Raw genomic sequence first — 17663 nt, forward strand, 5'->3', positions numbered from 1 at the left:
GGCAGCCCGTTGACGAAGCGAAGACGGCTTCACATATGACTGCCTGTTAGCACTCCGGGGGACCGAGTGCTAAACAGCGAAATCCACCTGAAAGAGGATCAGGCAATGAACTTCCGTCCGTTGCACGACCGCGTGCTCGTTCGCCGCGTCGAAGCCGAGGAAAAGACCGCCGGCGGGATCATCATCCCCGATACCGCCAAGGAAAAGCCGCAGGAAGGCGAAGTCGTCGCCGTCGGCACCGGCACCAAGGCCGAAGATGGCAAGGTGACTCCGCTCGACGTGAAGTCGGGCGACCGCATCCTGTTCGGCAAGTGGTCCGGCACCGAAGTGAAGGTGAACGGCGAAGACCTGCTGATCATGAAGGAAAGCGACATCCTCGGCATCGTCGGCTGAGCACGTCGTTTACCCTAAACTTCCTAAACTTCCGCAGATTGAAAGGGCAGTCCCATGGCAGCCAAGGACGTAAAGTTTTCGCGCGACGCTCGTGAGCGCATCCTGCGCGGCGTCGACATTCTCGCCGACGCAGTGAAGGTCACGCTGGGTCCGAAGGGCCGCAACGTCGTGATCGAAAAGAGCTTCGGCGCGCCCCGCATCACCAAGGACGGTGTGTCGGTCGCGAAGGAAATCGAACTCAAGGACAAGTTCGAGAACATGGGCGCACAGATGGTGCGCGAAGTGGCCTCGAAGACCAACGACGCCGCCGGTGACGGCACCACCACCGCGACCGTGCTCGCCCAGGCGATCGTTCGCGAGGGCATGAAGTCGGTGGCCGCCGGCATGAACCCGATGGACCTGAAGCGCGGTATCGACCTCGCCGTCACCAAGGTCGTCGAGGACGTCAAGGCCCGCTCGAAGCCGGTTTCGGGTTCACAGGAAGTCGCCCAGGTCGGCATCATCTCGGCGAACGGCGACCGTGAAGTCGGCGAGAAGATCGCCGAGGCGATGGAAAAGGTCGGCAAGGAAGGCGTGATCACCGTCGAAGAAGCGAAGGGTCTCGAATTCGAGCTCGACGTCGTCGAAGGCATGCAGTTCGACCGCGGCTATCTGTCGCCCTATTTCATCACCAACCCGGAAAAGATGGCGGTCGAGCTTGCTGACCCGTACATCCTGATCCACGAGAAGAAGCTGTCGAACCTGCAGTCGATGCTGCCGATCCTCGAAGCGGTCGTGCAGTCGGGTCGTCCGCTCCTCATCATCGCCGAGGACATCGAAGGCGAAGCGCTGGCGACCCTGGTCGTCAACAAGCTGCGCGGCGGCCTGAAGGTCGCAGCGGTCAAGGCGCCGGGCTTCGGCGATCGCCGCAAGGCGATGCTGGAAGACATCGCCGTCCTCACCAAGGGCGAAGTCGTCTCGGAAGACCTCGGCATCAAGCTCGAGAGCGTCACGCTCGGCATGCTCGGCACCGCCAAGCGCGTCACCATCGACAAGGACAACACCACCATCGTCGATGGCGCCGGTGACGCCGAGTCGATCAAGGCTCGCACCGAGCAGATCCGCCAGCAGATCGAAGTCACCACCAGCGACTATGACCGTGAGAAGCTCCAGGAGCGTCTCGCCAAGCTCGCCGGCGGCGTGGCCGTGATCAAGGTCGGCGGCGCGACCGAAGTCGAGGTGAAGGAGCGCAAGGACCGCGTTGACGACGCGCTGCACGCGACCCGCGCAGCCGTTGAAGAAGGCATCGTTCCGGGCGGCGGCACCGCGCTGCTCTATGCCACCAAGGCCCTGGAAGGCCTGACCGGCGCGAACGAAGACCAGACCCGCGGTATCGACATCGTCCGCAAGTCGCTGACCGCGCTGGTTCGCCAGATCGCCAGCAACGCGGGCCAGGACGGCGCGGTCGTCTCGGGCAAGCTGCTCGACCAGACCGACACCTCGTTCGGCTTCAACGCCGCGACCGACACCTACGAGAACCTCGTGGCTGCCGGCGTGATCGACCCGACCAAGGTGGTGCGCACCGCATTGCAGAACGCGGCTTCGGTCGCCGGCCTGCTGATCACCACCGAAGCCACCATTGCCGAGCTGCCGGAAGACAAGCCCGCAGCCCCGGCGATGCCGGGCGGCATGGGCGGCATGGACTTCTAAGTCCGCGCTCGACGCAAAAAGAGGGGCCGGCGGAACGATCCGCCGGCCCTTTTCATGAGCGAGCCCGAAAGAGGCCTTGCTACCGACCATCCGTCGCGCCCATGGACATCAGGATAGCGGCCGTTCACCCCGTGGCAGTCGGCAGTCGCAAAGTGCGCAGCCGAATGCTTGTCCCCCTTTGCTTTTCGCGCGCCGGGGCTATCACTCGCCCATGGCATCCGACATGACCTATGGGCGCTATCTCGCCCTCGACGATCTGCTCGCCGCGCAGCATCCGCTGTCGGACCGGCACGACGAGCTGCTGTTCATCATCATCCATCAGACCAAGGAACTGTGGCTGAAGCAGATGATCGCCGAGCTGCGGCTGGCCAAGGCGCTGGTGCGCGAAGGCAGGCTGATCGAGGCGTATAAGGGCCTGGCGCGGGTAAGCCGCATCCAGGCGGTCATGACGCTGAGCTGGGACGTGCTCGCGACGATGACGCCCTCCGACTATACCCGATTCCGCGACGTGCTTGGCAGCAGTTCGGGCTTCCAGTCGGACCAGTTCCGCGCGGTCGAGACGATGCTGGGCCTGCGCGGCGGTGGCGTGCCCGGCCCGCTTACCGATGAAGCGTCAACCAGCCCCAGCCTGTGGGACGATGCGAATGCCGCACTCGCCGCTGCCGGCTTCGCACTGCCCGCAGAGGTTCTGTCGCGCGACTGGACGCAGCCATACGTGCCGCATGATGCAGTGCGCGCGGCCTGGGCAGAAGTCTATCGTGACACCAGCCGCTATTGGGATTTGTACCAGCTCGCCGAAAAGCTGGTCGATATCGACGATGCGCTCGCCACCTGGCGGCACAAGCATGTCCTTACCGTCAGTCGCGTGATCGGTGGCAAGCCGGGCACGGGCGGCACCGCGGGCGTGACCTATCTCGAATCGACGCTGGTCAAACGCGCCTTTCCCGAACTCTGGTCGCTGCGGACCGATCTGTGAGCTACAAGCACCTGTTCCAGCGCGCGCTGGCGGCGGCGCCCGAGCGGCTCCACTTCGCCGCGCACAGCCATCATCTCTGGCCAGATGCTTCGTGGCTGGGGCAGCAGGCGGCTTGGGAAGACGCGGTACGGTTCGCCGACCGTAAATGGGATCGGGTGATGGGCGAAATCTGGCCCGCCGCCCAGGCGCAGGTGGCGCAGGAACTTGGCCTGCCGGACCGGGCGACCCTCGTCTTTGCGTCGAACACCCATGACCTGATCGTCCGGCTGGTCTCGGCGCTACCCGTTTCCGGCCGAGCGGTTCGCATACTGGCCAGCGACGGCGAGTTCCACAGCTTCCGCCGCCAGTCGCAGCGCTGGGAGGAAGCCGGCACGGCAATCGTGACGCGCGTGCCGATGACCGCGCTGGTCGCAGCCGCGCAGACGGGCGAATATGACCTGATCGTTGCCAGCCATGTCCAGTTCGGCACCGGCCGTATTTTCGATGGCATCGAGGCCTTGGCTGCCCTCGCGCGACCGGACGGGCCCTGGGTGCTGATCGACGGCTATCACGGCTTCATGGCCGTGGAGACCGACCTGTCGAACGTCGCGGACCGCATCTTCTACACCGCCGGCGGGTATAAATATGCGATGGCGGGCGAAAGCTGTGCGTTCCTGCACGCGCCGCCTGGCTATGGCCCCCGACCGGGCATCACCGGCTGGTACGCCGAATTCGACGACCTTTCGCTGCCGCCGGGGAGCATCGGCTATGCCCCCGACGCCCGGCGCTTTCTGGGCGCGACCTTCGATCCTTCAGGGCTCTACCGCTTCGTCGCGGTACGCGACATGCTGGCGCGCGAAGGGCTGACTACCGCCGCGATCAGCGCGCATGTCGCGCCGCTCAAGGCCGAGGTGCTGGCAGCACTGCCCGAGGGGGCGGAACTGCTCAACCCCGTCGGCGCGGACGGCCGGCAGGCGCGCTTTCTTGCGCTGCGCACGGCGAAGGCGGCGGCGTGGCAGGCGGCGTTGCTGGAAGACGACATCGTTACCGACGTGCGCGGTGACGTGCTGCGGATCGGCTTCGGGCTGTATCATGACACGCGCGATACGGCGCGGCTGATTGCGGCGTTGCGGGAGCTCGAGACGGCATAATCTTCACCCTCACCCTTCCGCCGCTTCGCGGCTCCCTCCCTCTCCCAAAGGGAGAGGGAATTGACACCTCTCCCTTTGGGAGAGGGAGGGAGCCGCCGCCGCAGGCGGTGGGAGGGTGAGGGTGACCGAAACCCGCCTTCACCCCACCGCCGCCGCCCCCAGCCGGGGAATCTCGATCGCCGGGCAACGGTCCATCACCACTTTCAGCCCTGCCGCCTCCGCTCGCGCCGCGGCTTCCTCGTTGATCACGCCGAGCTGCATCCACACGGCCTTTGCTCCCGCGGCGATGGCTTCGTCGACGGCCTCCCCTGCCGCCTGGGGACGGCGGAAGATGTCGACCAGATCGATCGGCTCGCCGATCTGGGCGAGTTCGCGGAAGACGAACTCGCCGTGAATGTGCTCGCCGGTGATCTGCGGGTTGACCGGAATGACCCGATAGCCCTGGCGCTGCAAGAACGCCATCACGCCATAGCTGGGCCGGTCGGGCCGGTCGGATGCGCCAATCATCCCGATGGTGCGGGTCTGTTCGAGCAATGCCCGGATGTCCTCGTCGCGCGTCAGCGGCACAGCCTTATTCCTTTCGATCGAGCCACGCATCCACTTGTGCGGCCAGTTCGGCAAACACCTGCGCCTCCGGCCCGTTCCCCGCAGCCGGCGGATTGCCCGCATCCGATGCCATGCGGATCGCGATGTCGAGTGGCACGCGGCCGAGGAACGGCAGACCCAGCCGTCCCGCCGCTGCCTCTGCTCCGCCGCTGCCGAAGGGATCAGAAATGCCGCCGCAATGCGGGCAGCAATAGCCGGCCATGTTCTCGACCAGGCCGATCACCGGCACGCCTGCCTTTGCGAACAGGTCGATCGCGCGGGTCGCATCGATCAGCGCCAGATCCTGCGGGGTGGAGACGATCACCGCACCGGCCGGCTTGTGCTTCTGGATCATCGTCAGTTGCACGTCGCCGGTACCGGGCGGCAGGTCGAGCAACAGCAGCTCGGCATCACCCCAGTCGGCATCGACGAGCTGGCCCAGCGCGCCGCCCGCCATCGGCCCGCGCCAGGCAATCGCCTGCCCCTCGGCGACCAGCCCGCCCATCGACAGCATCCGTACGCCGAACACAGTCTCGACCGGCAGCAACATCTTGTCGCGCGCCTTGGGCTTTATCCCCTCTACACCCAGCAGCTTGGGCTGCGAGGGGCCGTAAATGTCGGCATCGACCAGCCCCACCTTGCGCCCGCGCCGGGCGAGCGCGATCGCCAGATTGGCGGCGACGGTGGACTTGCCCACCCCGCCCTTGCCGCTCGCCACCGCCAGAATGCGGCGGGTCCGGCGCTCGCTGGTGAGCAAGACCCGCACCTCCGCTACCCCGGGCAGCGCAGCGGCGGCGGCGCGGACATCGGCCTCCAGCGCGTCGCGCGCCTCGGGCGAAAGGTCCGTCACGTCGAGCACGATGCTTGCCCGGCCCGCGTCGAGCCGTACGGTGGCGCGGCCGGCAGAAACCGGGGCGAGCGCGGCGGTAAGGTCTTCGGATGTCGTCATGCCCGCCCACATAAGGCGACATTATGTTGCTGCCACTGTAAATCCGCAGATCGAACCCTATAAAGGCCTGCATGGCGATACTAACCGGCGGTGACGGCGCATCCGGCACCTTCCACAATGAGCCCCCGAAGAGCCCCTGGGGCGGTAACGGCGGCGGATCGGACAATGGCTCCGGCAAGGGCAGCGGGCCGCGTAACCCCTGGTCGGTCCCGCCCGAGGGCCGGCGTCCGCGCACCGGCGGGCCCAGCGCGCTCGACGAGCTGCTGCGCCGCATGGGCGGCGGCGGGGGCGGATCGGGCCTGCCCGGCGTTCCCACCGGTCCCCGGCTATGGCTGCTGATCCTGGGCGCGCTGATCGCGCTGTGGGTAATGTTTACATCGATTCACACCATCGGGCCGCGCGAAAAAGGGGTGGTGACCTTTCTGGGCCGCTATTCGGGAACGCTCGATACCGGTGTTCAATTCACCCTGCCGGCGCCGCTGCAGCTGGTCGACGTGGTCGATGTCGGCAACATCCGCACCCAGAATTTCCCGCAGAGCGGCGATAACCTGATGCTGACCGGCGACCAGAATATCGTCGATCTCGCCTATTCGGTACGTTGGGACATTCGCAGCGCGCCCGACTATGCGTTTCAGATCAAGGATCCCGAAGAAACCGTGAAGGCGACGGCGGAAAGCGCGATGCGCGCCATCATCGCCAATACCACGCTCAACGAAGCGATCGGCGAGGGCCGCTCACGGATCGAGGCCGAGGCGCAGGTGCTGATGCAGCGCATACTCGACGAATATAATTCGGGCATCCGCATCCAGGGCGTCGCGATCCAGAAGGCGCAGGCACCGCAGCAGGTCGACGAGGACTTCAAGGCAGTTACCGCCGCGCAGCAGGAAGCACAGTCCAACAAGAACAACGCCAATGCCTATGCCCAACAGGTGATCGCCCAGGCCCAGGGCGAAGCGGCCGAGTTCGACAAGATCTATGAGCAATACAAGGCCGCGCCCGAAGTGACCAAGCGTCGTCTCTATTACGAAACGATGGAACAGGTGCTGTCGCGCACCAACAAGACCATCGTCGAGGCGCCGGGCGTGACGCCCTATCTTCCGCTGCCGACTCTGCGCGGGAACAGCCAGGCGCAAGGCGATGCTGCAGCCAAGGGAGGCAATCAGTGAACGGCGCCTGGTATCGTAACCCGATCACGCTGCTCGTCGCCGTCATCGTCGTGTTGGTGGTGCTGATGGGTGCCGTCGCGATCGTGCCGGAAACCAAGCAGGCAGTGGTGCTGCGGCTGGAAAAGCCGCTCCGCACGGTCAATGCCTATCAACCGGGCGAAGATTTCGGCCGCACCCAGGCCGGGCCGATGTTCCGCATTCCGTTCGTCGACCGGATCGTCTGGGTCGACAAGCGTGTACTGAGCGTCGACCTGCCGAACGAGCCGGTACTGTCGACCGATCAGCTCCGGCTCCAGATCGATGCCTATGCCCGGTACCGCATTACCGATCCGCTGCGCATGGTGGTAACCGTGGGCAGCGAGGATCGGCTGCGTGATCAGTTGCAGCCGTTGCTGCGTTCGTCCCTGCGCAACGAGCTCGGCAAGCGCCCGTCGCAGGTTTTGCTCAGCCCCGAACGCGGCAATGTGATGGAGAATATCCAGAAGTCGCTGCAGCGGCTCGCCAGCCAATATGGCGTCGAAGTCGTCGACGTGCGGATCAAGCAAACCGAATTACCCTCGGGCTCACCGCTCAACAGCGCCCTCGAGCGCATGGCCACGGCCCGTCGTCAGGAAGCCGCGACGATCAAGGCACAGGGCCTGAAGGACGCGCAGATCATCCGCGCCAATGCCCAGGCCCAGGCGGCGCAGATCTATGCCCAGGCATTCAACAAGGATCCTGCCTTTTACGATTTCTATCGTGCGATGCAGTCGTACCGGGTGACCTTCATGGACCCGAATGCCAAGGGCGATACGCAGATCATCCTGTCGCCACAGAATAGTTACTTGCGTGAATTCACGGGGCAACGATGATGCTGTCGACCCGTTCATATTCAATGCCTGTTCAGCAACTGGTCGCAAGAATCCGCGCCTGAAGAGACCCCGTTCCTTCGAGAGGAAATACCGCAGTGCGTTACGCCTACGCTCTTACTACCGCGATCCTGCTCGGCGGCGCTGCCGCCACCCTGTCGCTCAATCAGCCCGCCGGCGCGCAGACCGCGCAGAACGAGCCGGGCGCGATCCAGGCCGCCGCCCCCAAGGCCGGCGCGCCGATGAGCTTTGCCGACATGGTGGCCAAGCTGCAGCCGGCGGTGGTCAATATCTCCACCACCCAGCGCGTGCAGGTGCCGGTGAACAACAACCCGTTCGCCGGCACGCCGTTCGAGATGTTCGGCTTCGGCGGCCAGGGCGGCGGTGGCACCCGCACCCAGAAGGCCGAGTCGCTCGGCTCCGGCTTCATCATTTCGCCGGACGGCTATATCGTCACCAACAACCATGTGATCTCCGCCGATCAGCGCGGGGCCGTGGTCGAATCGATCACCGTGACGCTGACCGACGGCCGCGAGTTCAAGGCGCGGCTGGTCGGCAACGACGCGGCGTCCGACCTGGCGGTGCTGAAGATCGAGGGCACCAACCTGCCCTTCGTCCGCTTCGGTGATTCGAGCCGCGCGCGGGTGGGTGACTGGATCGTCGCGATCGGCAACCCCTTCGGGCTCAGCGGCACGGTTACCGCCGGCATCATTTCGGCCGTCCACCGCGTTACCGGCAGCGGTGCCTATGACCGCTTCATCCAGACCGATGCCTCGATCAACCGCGGCAATTCGGGCGGTCCGATGTTCGACCTGCAGGGCAATGTGATCGGCATCAACTCGCAGATCCTGTCGCCGACCGGCGCGAATGTCGGCATCGGCTTCGCGATTCCGGCCGAACAGGCAAAGCCGGTCATCGACCAGCTAATGAAGGGCCAGAAGATCAAGCGCGGCTATCTGGGCGTGGGCATGCAGGATCTGACCAAGGACCTGGCCGACGGCCTGGGCCTGCCGTCTGATCGCGGCACGCTGGTTTCGCGCGTCGAGCCGGGCCAGCCCGCTGAAAAGGCCGGGATCAAGGCCGGCGACGTTATCGTGCGCGTCGGCGGCAAGGACGTGACGCCGCAGCAGACCCTGTCCTACCTCGTCGCCAATGTTCCGCCGGGCAGCACCGTGCCGGTGGAAGTGATCCGCGACGGCAAGCGCCAGACGCTGAACGTCACCGTCGGCACCCGCCCGCCCGAAGAGCAACTGGCGCAGTTCGATCCCAATGACGACAACGGCGCCGGTGGTGACGATGGCAATGGCGGCGGCAGCACCAGCAGCACTGCCTCGCTGGGTATCGCCGTGCAGCCGCTCAACGCGCAGATTGCCGGCAGCATCGGCGTGCCGGCTGGCACCCGCGGCCTGGTGGTCCTGGGGGTCGACCAGAATAGCGACGCAGCCGCCAAGGGCCTGCGCCGCGGCGACGTGATCGTCTCCGTCAACCGCGTGCCGGTCACGACTGCGGCGGAGGTCAACAAGGCCGTCGCCGCCGCCAAGGCTGAAGGCCGGAAGACAGTCGTGCTGTTCGTTCAGCGCGGACCGAATGGCGGCTTCGTCGCGCTGTCGCTCAGCAACTGATCCTTCCCCGAATCTGTCCGCCAGCGGGACATGCCGGTGGATCGAAATGCCCGTTTCCTTTGCCTCCTCACCGCTCCAGCGCGGGGGAGGGAAAGGAAGCGGGCGTTTTCGTTTCCCGCGCTGCACTGCAGCACCACGGATGATCCCAACATGAAGCGCGTGCGTCCGAACGACACCGCGATTGACAGCGCCGCCGGGATCGCGCACCGGCGCCCGTGTCGCGACTCGTCTTCGCGACAGCAGCAAAAGGCTTTCAACGCAATGCCCAGCGACGGCAGTCGAAGTTTGGCGCCGCTGCGCGTGCGCGACCGGGGCTAATTCACCGCCCTCGTCCGCCCCGCGCACGGCGCCCGGCTCGAGACGAGGTAGTAGATGTCCAAGATCCGATTGCATGCGCGCGTGCTCCGCGCGTCCCCCCGAATCTGGCTAGGTCTGGCGCCCAACCGTGCCGACCTGATCGCGTTCGTGTTGCTCGGCGCCGGCGCTGTGCTGGCGCTGCGCGGCATTCGCGGCACGATCGAACCGATCGACGCGCTGATCCGCCATCCCGTAACGCTCGATCCCGCCAATCTGCCCTGGTATGCGCTGCGCACCACGCTGCGCATGTTCGCGGCGTTGTTCGCTTCGCTCATCTTCACCTTCGTTTTCGCGACGCTGGCCGCGCGCAGCAAGCGTGCGGCGCAGATCATCGTGCCGGCACTCGACATCCTGCAGTCGGTGCCGATCCTCGGCTTCCTGACCTTCACTGTCACCTTCTTCATGGGGCTGTTCCCCGGCGACGTGCTCGGCGCCGAGCTCGCCTCGATCTTCGTCATCTTCACCAGCCAGGCCTGGAACATGGCCTTCAGCTTCTACCAGTCGCTGCGCACGCTGCCGGCGGATCTGGAGGAAGTCTCACAAGGATTCGGCCTGTCTCCGGTCCGGCGTTTCCTGCGGCTGGAGCTGCCCTTCGCGACCCCGGCTTTGGTGTGGAACGCGATGATGTCGATGTCGGGCGGCTGGTTCTTCGTCGTCGCGTCCGAAGCGATCACCGTAGGCCACACCAGCATCGCGCTCCCGGGCCTCGGCTCGTGGCTGGCGCTGGCGATCGAGCGGCAGGATTTCCACGCGATCTGGGAAGCGGTGGCGATGATGGCGGCGGTGATCCTCGCCTATGACCAGCTCGTTTTCCGCCCGGTCGTCGCCTGGGCGGATCGCTTCCGCTTCGAGCAGACCGCAAGCGGCGAGCGCCCGCAAAGCTGGGCCTATGACCTGTTTCGCTCGACGCGGATGCTGCCGGTGCTGTTCGCCCCGTTCCGTGCGCTCGGCCAGCTGCTATTGACGCTCGACCGCGGCGCGCGCCGTGCTCGCCCGGTGCGGCGCGAGGCCAGCGCAGCCGGCGAATGGCTTTGGCGCGGGCTGGTGCTCGTCACGCTGGCGGCCGGCGGCTGGACGCTGGTGGAATATGTCGCCCACACGCTGCGCTGGACGGATGCCGTCATTGCGTTCGGGCTGGCGCTGCTGACGCTGTTGCGCGTCGTCCTGTTGATCGCACTTGCCAGCCTGATCTGGGTGCCGATCGGCGTGTGGATCGGCCTGCGCCCGGCCTGGGCGGAACGGCTCCAGCCGGTGGCGCAATTTCTCTCTGCCTTTCCGGCGAACATCCTGTTCCCCTTCGCGGTGATGGGCATCGTCGCGTGGAAGCTGAACCCGGCCATCTGGCTGTCGCCGCTGATGATCCTGGGCACCCAGTGGTACATTCTGTTCAACGTGATCGCCGGCGCCAGCGCGATCCCCAACGACCTGCGCGAGGCCGCCGGCATGTTCGGCGTGAAGGGCTGGCAATGGTGGCGGCAGGTAGCGTTGCCGGGCATCTTCCCCTTCTACGTCACCGGCGCGCTTACCGCATCCGGCGGTTCGTGGAACGCCAGCATCGTCGCCGAAGTGGTGGTGTGGGGCCGCGAGCGGCTCGAGGCGCCGGGGCTCGGCGCGTTCATCGCCAAGGCTACCGCGATCGGCGACTATCCGCGCGTGGCGCTGGGCGTGGCGACGATGTCCGCCTTCGTCCTCGCCTTCAACCATCTTGTCTGGCGTCCGATGTATCGCTTTGCCGAACGCCGCCTGCGTCTTGCCTGAGGAGCCTCGTTCCATGGCCACCCAGAATATCCGCCGTCCGCTCGTTTCGGTCGAGCAGCTCACCCATCATTATGGCGCCCGCCGCTCTAAGCCGGTGATCGACAATGTATCGCTGACACTGCACGAGGGCGAGATCGTCGGCCTGCTCGGCCGCTCGGGATCGGGCAAGTCGACGCTGCTGCGCTCGATCGCCGGCCTGATCCAGCCCGACCAGGGCGAGGTGCGCTTCACCCCGCGCGAGGATGACAGCCCCGATGTCGCGATGGTGTTCCAGACCTTCGCCCTGTTCCCCTGGCTGACGGTGCAACAGAATGTCGAACTCGGCCTCGAGGCGCGCAAGGTGCCCGCCGCCGAGCGTCGCGCCCGGGCGCTCGCCGCGATCGACCTGATCGGCCTCGACGGATTCGAGAACGCCTATCCCAAGGAAATGTCCGGCGGCATGCGCCAGCGCGTCGGCCTCGCCCGCGCGATCGTCGTCGATCCGGCGCTGCTGCTGCTCGACGAGCCCTTCTCCGCGCTGGACGTGCTCACCGCCGAGACGCTGCGTACCGACCTGCTCGATCTCTGGTCTGAAGGGCGGATGCCGATCAAGTCGATGCTGCTCGTCACCCACAATATCGAGGAAGCGGTGCTGATGTGCGACCGCATCCTGGTCTTCTCGTCGAACCCCGGCCGCGTCGCCGCCGAGATCGAGGTGAAGCTACCGCAGCCGCGCGACCGGCTCGACCCCGAGTTCCGCGCGATGGTCGATGCCATCTATGCCCGCATGACCGAGCGCCCGGCCGGCCAGCCGCACAAGGACGGGCTTTTCCCCGGCACTGGCATCGGCATGGTGCTGCCGCAGGTTTCGACGAACAGCCTGTCGGGCCTGATCGAGGAAGTCGACGCCAGCCCGTTCGACGGCCGCGCCGCGATGGCCGAGCTGGCCGACAGCCTGGGGCTGGAGATCGACCAGCTCTTCCCGATGGCCGAGACGCTGCAATTGCTGCGCTTCGCCGATCTGCGCGGCGCCGATCTGGTGCTGACGGCCGAGGCGCGGCGCTATGCCCAGGCCGATGTCGACCAGCGCAAGACGATGTTCGGCCAGGCGCTGCTGGCGCATGTGCCGCTTGCGCAGCATATCCGCCGCATCCTCGACGAGCGCAACTCGCACCGCGCCTCGGCCAGCCGCTTCCGCGACGAGCTGGAGGATCACATGTCCTCCGACTTCGCCGACGAGACGCTGAAGACAGTGACGCTCTGGGGCCGCTTCGGCGAGCTGTTCGCCTATGACGAGGACGCGGATGTGTTCAGCTTGGAGGATCCGGAATAGGAAAGCCTCGTCCCCCTTTCTGTTTCTGTTCCCCTCCCGCTTGCGGGAGGGGAACGCAGACGCACGCTAAACCCTCTGTCCAAACCGGAACCGGGATGCCACCATGGGGCATCCTTTTGCCCGGCTCGTCCGGGACGATCATTCCGGAGTTCCGCCACCCATGGCCACTGCCCCCGTTCGTGCGCCGCTTGAACTAACGCTGCGAGGCGTGCTGCTCGGCGGTGCGATCACGCTGCTGTTCACCGCCGCCAATGTCTATCTGGGTCTGAAGATCGGCCTGACCTTTGCCACCTCGATCCCGGCCGCCGTCATTTCGATGGCCATCCTGCGCTTCCTGCCCAATTCCACCGTGCTCGAAAACAATATTGTCCAGACGGTGGCGAGTGCCGCCGGTACGCTGGCGGCAATCATCTTCGTGCTGCCTGGGCTGGTGATGATCGGCTGGTGGAACGGCTTCCCCTATGTGGAAACCGCCGCGATCACGATGTTCGGCGGCATCCTTGGCGTGATGTTCTCTGTGCCACTGCGCCGAGCGCTGGTGGTGGACTCGCCCGACCTTCCTTATCCCGAAGGCCGTGCCGCCGCCGAAGTGCTGCAGGTAGGCGCGGGCAGCCGAGAGGGTGCGGAGGAAAGCGCGCGCGGCCTGGCCGTGATCGTCGTCAATGCCCTCGCCTCGGCGGGCTTTGCGCTCATCACCCGGATGAAGCTGGCGGCCGAAGAAGGTGCCATGTTCTTCAAGGCCGGCGCCGGTTCGACGGGCGTGATCGGCGGGCTGCAATTCGCGCTGATCGGCGCCGGCCACCTGATCGGCCTGACCGTCGGCATCGCCATTCTGGTCGGCGTCGCGATCGGCTGGTGGATCGCGCTGCCGATCCTGAGCGCCGGGGTGCCGGGCACCGCCGAACATGTCGCCAACGCGGTGTTCCGCAGCGACGTGCGCTTTCTGGGCGCGGGCACGATCGGCATGGCGGCGATCTGGACGCTGCTCAAGATCATCGGTCCGGTGGTAGGCGGCATCCGCTCGGCACTCGCTGCCTCGCGCGCGGCGCGCAGCGGTGCGGACGTCGCGCTGACCGAACGCGACCTGCCGATCGGCGTGGTCGGCATCGTAACGCTCGCCATGTTGCTGCCGATCGGCTGGCTGCTGTGGAGCGTGCTGGCCGGCGGACCGCTTTCCGCCTCGGCCGGGCTGCTGGTCGCGGGTTCGCTGGTGTTCGTGCTGGTAGTCGGCCTCGTCATTGCATCGGTGTGCGGCTATATGGCCGGCCTGATCGGAGCCTCGAACAGCCCGGTTTCGGGCATCGGCATTCTGTCGGTCGTCGCCGCGTCGCTGATGCTGGTCGGCCTGTTCGGCCGCAACCTCGCGCCCGACACGACGCAGGCGCTGATCGCCTATGCGCTGATCGTCACCGGCATCGTGTTCGGCGTGGCCACCATCTCGAACGACAATCTCCAGGACCTGAAGACCGGCCAACTCGTCGGCGCGACGCCGTGGAAGCAGCAGGTGGCGCTGATCTTCGGCGTTATCTTCGGCAGCCTCGTCATCCCGCCGGTGCTGAGCGTGCTCAACGCCTCGTTCGGCTTTGCCGGGGTTGCAGGTGCGAGCGCCGATGCGCTGCCCGCCCCCCAGGCGGCGCTGATCTCGTCGCTGGCCAAGGGCGTGCTGGGCGGCAACCTGCGCTGGGATCTGATCGGCATCGGCGCGGCGATCGGCGCGGGCGTGATCCTGATCGACGAAGTGCTGGCCCGCACCGGCAAGCTGCGCCTGCCGCCGCTGGCCGTGGGACTGGGCATTTATCTGCCGATGGGCGTCACGTTGACGGTGGTGGTGGGCGCGGTGATCGGCTGGTTCTACGACCGCGCCGCCGAACGCGCCCGCGATCCCGAATTCGTCAAGCGTATGGGCGTGCTGATGGCCACCGGCATGATCGTCGGCGACAGCCTGTTCGGCGTGCTCTACGCCGGCATCGTCTATGAAACGGGCAAGGAATCGCCGCTCGCGATCCTTGGCGAAGGCTTTGCGCCCTATGCGCTTGCAGGTGGCACCGCCGCATTCCTGGCGCTGACCGCTCTGCTCTACGCCTATACCCGGCGGCAGGCGCGGTAGCGCCCGCCCGGCAGGTCAATGGCCGCGGCAGGCCAGCGCATCGAGGATATCGTCGATGCGCGCTGGGTCGCCTGCGGCCACCACCTCGCCCTTGCTGCCGGCGTGGAGCGGATCGCCCTGCCAGTCGCACATGCGGCCGCCGGCGCCTTCGATAACCGGCACCAACGCGGCAAAATCGTGCAGCTTCAGCCCGGCCTCGACGACGATGTCGAGCCAGCCACTGGCGACGCAGCCATAATTATAGCAGTCGCCGCCCAGCACCGTGCTCATCACTGCGGCATCGAGATGCTCGAAGGCGTGGAGCTGGTCGTCATTGAACAGCGCCGGCGAAGTGGTGCCGAGGATCGCCCCCTTCAGGTCGCGGCAGATGCGGGTCTGGGCGGGCTTGCCGTTGAACAGCGTGCGGCGGCCGGTCACCCCCAGCCAGCGTTCGCCGATGATCGGCTGGTCGATGATGCCCAGTACCGGCCAGCCATCCTCGATCAGCGCGATCAGCGTGCCGAACACCGGACGGCCGGCGATGAAGGCGCGGGTGCCGTCGATCGGATCGAGCACCCATTGCCGGCCGCTCGACCCCTCGCGCACGCCGAATTCCTCGCCGACGATGCCGTCCATCGGCCGTTCGGCGATCAGCAGCTTGCGCATCGCTTCCTCGGCAGCGCGGTCGGCCAGCGTCACCGGCGACTGGTCGGCCTTGGCCTCCAGCCCGTGTTCGGTGCGGAAATAGGGGCGGATCGCAGCACCTGCGGCTTCGGCAAGGCGGGCGGCAAGGGCGATGTCGGTTTCGGAAACGGCCATGCCCCGCCCTACCCGGCCGGATTTGACTAGCCAAGGTCACAAACGCCTGCCACTTCCTCGGCCATGCGCGTCTTCGCCGCCTTCTTCGCTTCCGCCCTGCTGCTTGCGGGCGCGCCTGCGCTGGCGCAGGTCCGCGCCGTGCCGGCCCAGCCCGAATCCGAACAGGCGGCGCTGCGCGGGGTCGAGGTATTCCTGATCAACGAAGGCGATGCCCCCGTCACCGATCCTGGCCCCCGCCAGATCGAGATCACGGCGGCTGACGGCACCCGGCTGGTGCTCGAACGCACGCCCGGCCCCTTCCGCACCATCGCGCCGGGGGCGTTCGCCAAAGCACGCTATGTGCCGGTCGGCGTCGCCGGCGCCACAGTGCCGCCTGCCGAGCAGCACCGCCCCGCTATGGTTCCGCCGCAGGAAAGCGTGGCGCAGAGCGCGACCGGCAGTTCCTCTGCCCTGCTCGACCGGTTCGAGCCGCATGAGCCGATCTATGGCGCCTTCGGGCTAAAGGACGCGGGTGCGAAGCTGCAGTTCAGCTTCGCCTTCCGCCCCTTTGCCGAAGACGCGCCGCTCAAGCTGGGCAATTTGCGCTTCGCCTATACCCAGACGATGTTCTGGGCGCTGAATGAGCCATCCGGTCCGTTCCGCTCAACCAATTACAGTCCCGAACTCTATGCCGACATTCCCGTCGACGACACGACGCGGGTGGCGCTTGGTTGGCGGCACGATTCAAACGGGCGGGGCGTGACCGACTCGGTCGATCTCAACCGCCTGTTCGTGCGCGGCGAGAAGCGATTCGATCTGGGCCGGGACTGGCGGGTGGACGTCGCGCCGCAGGCCTGGGTCTATGTCGGCAGCAGCGGCACCTTCCACGACATGAAGGACTATTTCGGCTATACCGGCCTTGCCGCCGCGCTTCAGCAGAAGGACGGACTGAAGATCGCGCTGAGCGGGCGCGGCAATGTGCGCACCGGACGCGGCGCGGGCGAGCTGTTCGTCTCCTACCCGCTCAGCCGGGTCGGCGGCCTCGGCATATTCCTCTTCGGACAGGCATTCACCGGCTATGGCGAGGCGCTAGACCGTTATTCGGCCCGCGACACCCATGCCCGGCTGGGCATTGCCTTCAGCCGCTAGCCTTGTGGTGGCGGCGGGCGTAGAGATCGCACCACAAAAACCCCGGAGGATTGCCATGCGCCTGAAACTCGCCCTTGCCGCGCTGATGCTGCCTTTTGCCATGCCCGCCGATGCCGCGCTGGCGCCCGGCGCCAAGGCACCCGACTTCACCGCGCTGGGCGCGATCGCCGGCCAGCCGGTGACGATCAACCTGAAGGCGGCGCTGAAGAAAGGCCCCGTCGTCCTTTATTTCTTCCCGGCAGCGTTCACGCCCGGCTGCAACATCGAGGCCCGCGCCTTTGCCGAAGCACTGCCCAAGTTCCAGAAGGCCGGTGCCACGGTAATCGGCATGACGGCCGGCAATGTCGATCAGCTCAAGAAATTTTCCAGCGAGCACTGCGCCGGCAAGTTTGCGGTGGCCGCCTCGACACCTGCGATCAGCCAGGGCTATGATGTCGTCGGCCGCAACGCTGACGGCAGCCCCAAGACCATCACCAGCCGCACGAGCTATGTCATCGCGCCCGATGGCCGGATTCTGCTGGCGCACGACAACCCCAGCCCGGCTGACCATATTCGCCTGACACTGGCCGCTGTGCAGAACTTTCACCGCTCGCACGCACACTAATTCTCAGGCGCATGCCCCTTGCGCCGCTTCACTGGAAGGAGGCGGCACAAGGGGCATATTTTCTCGAAAAGTCGCAGCAATACTTTGTCCGAGATGGATTTTCTTTTCTATTTCTTTGTCGCCGCAGTCGACAAAGAAGGGTATGAACGCGCTAGAAACCAGTTTTTAGCATTTCCGCCTTACCCCTTTGCGTCGAAGGATGCGGTAACGAGCCGTAGTTCCACAGGGGTTTAGGCGGATG

15 protein-coding genes are annotated in these 17663 nt (G+C 66.2%); 12 read left to right on the forward strand and 3 right to left on the reverse strand.

Annotation, left to right across the window (positions count from 1 at the left end):
• Window positions 1-105 precede the first annotated feature (105 nt).
• From groES to ACT53K_RS18595, 4 genes are all read left to right on the forward strand, one after another.
• Entirely contained in the window at window positions 106-393 is a 288-nt protein-coding gene (gene groES, locus ACT53K_RS18580; RefSeq protein ID WP_010544804.1) for a co-chaperone GroES, read from the forward strand.
• Between the two features lie 54 nt (window positions 394-447).
• Window positions 448-2082 carry a chaperonin GroEL gene (gene groL / locus ACT53K_RS18585; protein ID WP_476230267.1) on the forward strand — a complete coding sequence of 545 codons (1635 nt, stop codon included), beginning with the start codon at window positions 448-450 and terminating at the stop codon, window positions 2080-2082.
• 211 nt (window positions 2083-2293) lie between these two features.
• The gene (locus tag ACT53K_RS18590; protein WP_476230268.1) at window positions 2294-3058 is read left to right on the forward strand and encodes a tryptophan 2,3-dioxygenase; all 765 of its coding nucleotides are present in this window, start codon (window positions 2294-2296) and stop codon (window positions 3056-3058) included.
• On the forward strand, window positions 3055-4188 hold the full coding sequence (locus ACT53K_RS18595; RefSeq protein WP_476230269.1) for an aminotransferase class V-fold PLP-dependent enzyme: 1134 nt from the start codon (window positions 3055-3057) through the stop codon (window positions 4186-4188). Before ACT53K_RS18590 ends, ACT53K_RS18595 begins: the two co-directional genes overlap by 4 nt.
• Window positions 4189-4326: 138 nt before the next feature.
• On the opposite strand, the gene ACT53K_RS18600 is transcribed toward ACT53K_RS18595, so the two are convergent.
• Window positions 4327-4755, reverse strand: coding sequence for a CoA-binding protein (locus tag ACT53K_RS18600; protein ID WP_476230270.1), 429 nt, complete (start codon window positions 4753-4755; stop codon window positions 4327-4329).
• 4 nt (window positions 4756-4759) lie between these two features.
• Window positions 4760-5722 (reverse strand): Mrp/NBP35 family ATP-binding protein, encoded by a 963-nt coding sequence (locus ACT53K_RS18605; protein ID WP_476230271.1) that lies wholly within the window; start codon window positions 5720-5722, stop codon window positions 4760-4762.
• Window positions 5723-5793: 71 nt separating this feature from the next.
• On the opposite strand from ACT53K_RS18605, the gene hflK reads away from it, so the two are divergent.
• The 6 genes from hflK (at window position 5794) to ACT53K_RS18635 (ending at window position 14892) form a co-directional block, all read left to right on the forward strand.
• Window positions 5794-6888, forward strand: a complete 1095-nt coding sequence (hflK, locus tag ACT53K_RS18610) for a protease modulator HflK (RefSeq protein WP_476230272.1) — start codon at window positions 5794-5796, stop codon at window positions 6886-6888.
• Complete coding sequence (gene hflC / locus ACT53K_RS18615; RefSeq protein WP_476230274.1) at window positions 6885-7739, forward strand: protease modulator HflC; 855 nt, start codon at window positions 6885-6887, stop codon at window positions 7737-7739. The genes hflK and hflC overlap by 4 nt, the downstream gene beginning before the upstream one ends.
• 95 nt (window positions 7740-7834) lie before the next feature.
• Entirely contained in the window at window positions 7835-9358 is a 1524-nt protein-coding gene (locus ACT53K_RS18620; RefSeq protein WP_476230276.1) for a Do family serine endopeptidase, read from the forward strand.
• A gap of 372 nt (window positions 9359-9730) precedes the next feature.
• A complete protein-coding gene (locus ACT53K_RS18625) occupies window positions 9731-11473 on the forward strand; it encodes an ABC transporter permease (RefSeq protein ID WP_476230277.1) in 1743 nt (580 codons plus the stop codon).
• Between the two features lie 13 nt (window positions 11474-11486).
• Entirely contained in the window at window positions 11487-12785 is a 1299-nt protein-coding gene (locus tag ACT53K_RS18630; protein ID WP_476230278.1) for an ABC transporter ATP-binding protein, read from the forward strand.
• A gap of 160 nt (window positions 12786-12945) precedes the next feature.
• Window positions 12946-14892: an OPT family oligopeptide transporter gene (locus ACT53K_RS18635; RefSeq protein ID WP_476230279.1), complete on the forward strand. Its 1947-nt coding sequence runs from the start codon at window positions 12946-12948 to the stop codon at window positions 14890-14892.
• Window positions 14893-14907: 15 nt separating this feature from the next.
• On the opposite strand, the gene hisN is transcribed toward ACT53K_RS18635, so the two are convergent.
• Window positions 14908-15690: a histidinol-phosphatase gene (gene hisN, locus ACT53K_RS18640; RefSeq protein ID WP_476230280.1), complete on the reverse strand. Its 783-nt coding sequence runs from the start codon at window positions 15688-15690 to the stop codon at window positions 14908-14910.
• A gap of 63 nt (window positions 15691-15753) precedes the next feature.
• Between hisN and ACT53K_RS18645 the strand changes: the two genes are divergently transcribed.
• Together ACT53K_RS18645 and ACT53K_RS18650 are read left to right on the forward strand one after the other, a co-directional pair.
• Window positions 15754-16818: a phospholipase A gene (locus tag ACT53K_RS18645; protein ID WP_476230281.1), complete on the forward strand. Its 1065-nt coding sequence runs from the start codon at window positions 15754-15756 to the stop codon at window positions 16816-16818.
• Window positions 16819-16873: 55 nt separating this feature from the next.
• Window positions 16874-17422: a peroxiredoxin gene (locus tag ACT53K_RS18650; RefSeq protein ID WP_476230283.1), complete on the forward strand. Its 549-nt coding sequence runs from the start codon at window positions 16874-16876 to the stop codon at window positions 17420-17422.
• The last annotated feature ends 241 nt before the right edge of the window (window positions 17423-17663 follow it).

The organism is Sphingomonas sp. DMC8, from assembly GCF_056314185.1.

Coding starts and splice junctions, on each gene's coding strand:
- ACT53K_RS18650 (WP_476230283.1), top strand. CDS start 16,874: ATGCGCCTGAAACTCGCCCTTGCCGCGCTGATGCTGCCTTTTGCCATG.
- ACT53K_RS18590 (WP_476230268.1), top strand. CDS start 2,294: ATGGCATCCGACATGACCTATGGGCGCTATCTCGCCCTCGACGATCTG.
- groES (WP_010544804.1), top strand. CDS start 106: ATGAACTTCCGTCCGTTGCACGACCGCGTGCTCGTTCGCCGCGTCGAA.
- ACT53K_RS18625 (WP_476230277.1), top strand. CDS start 9,731: ATGTCCAAGATCCGATTGCATGCGCGCGTGCTCCGCGCGTCCCCCCGA.
- groL (WP_476230267.1), top strand. CDS start 448: ATGGCAGCCAAGGACGTAAAGTTTTCGCGCGACGCTCGTGAGCGCATC.
- hflK (WP_476230272.1), top strand. CDS start 5,794: ATGGCGATACTAACCGGCGGTGACGGCGCATCCGGCACCTTCCACAAT.
- ACT53K_RS18605 (WP_476230271.1), bottom strand. CDS start 5,722: ATGACGACATCCGAAGACCTTACCGCCGCGCTCGCCCCGGTTTCTGCC.
- ACT53K_RS18635 (WP_476230279.1), top strand. CDS start 12,946: ATGGCCACTGCCCCCGTTCGTGCGCCGCTTGAACTAACGCTGCGAGGC.
- ACT53K_RS18630 (WP_476230278.1), top strand. CDS start 11,487: ATGGCCACCCAGAATATCCGCCGTCCGCTCGTTTCGGTCGAGCAGCTC.
- ACT53K_RS18645 (WP_476230281.1), top strand. CDS start 15,754: ATGCGCGTCTTCGCCGCCTTCTTCGCTTCCGCCCTGCTGCTTGCGGGC.
- hisN (WP_476230280.1), bottom strand. CDS start 15,690: ATGGCCGTTTCCGAAACCGACATCGCCCTTGCCGCCCGCCTTGCCGAA.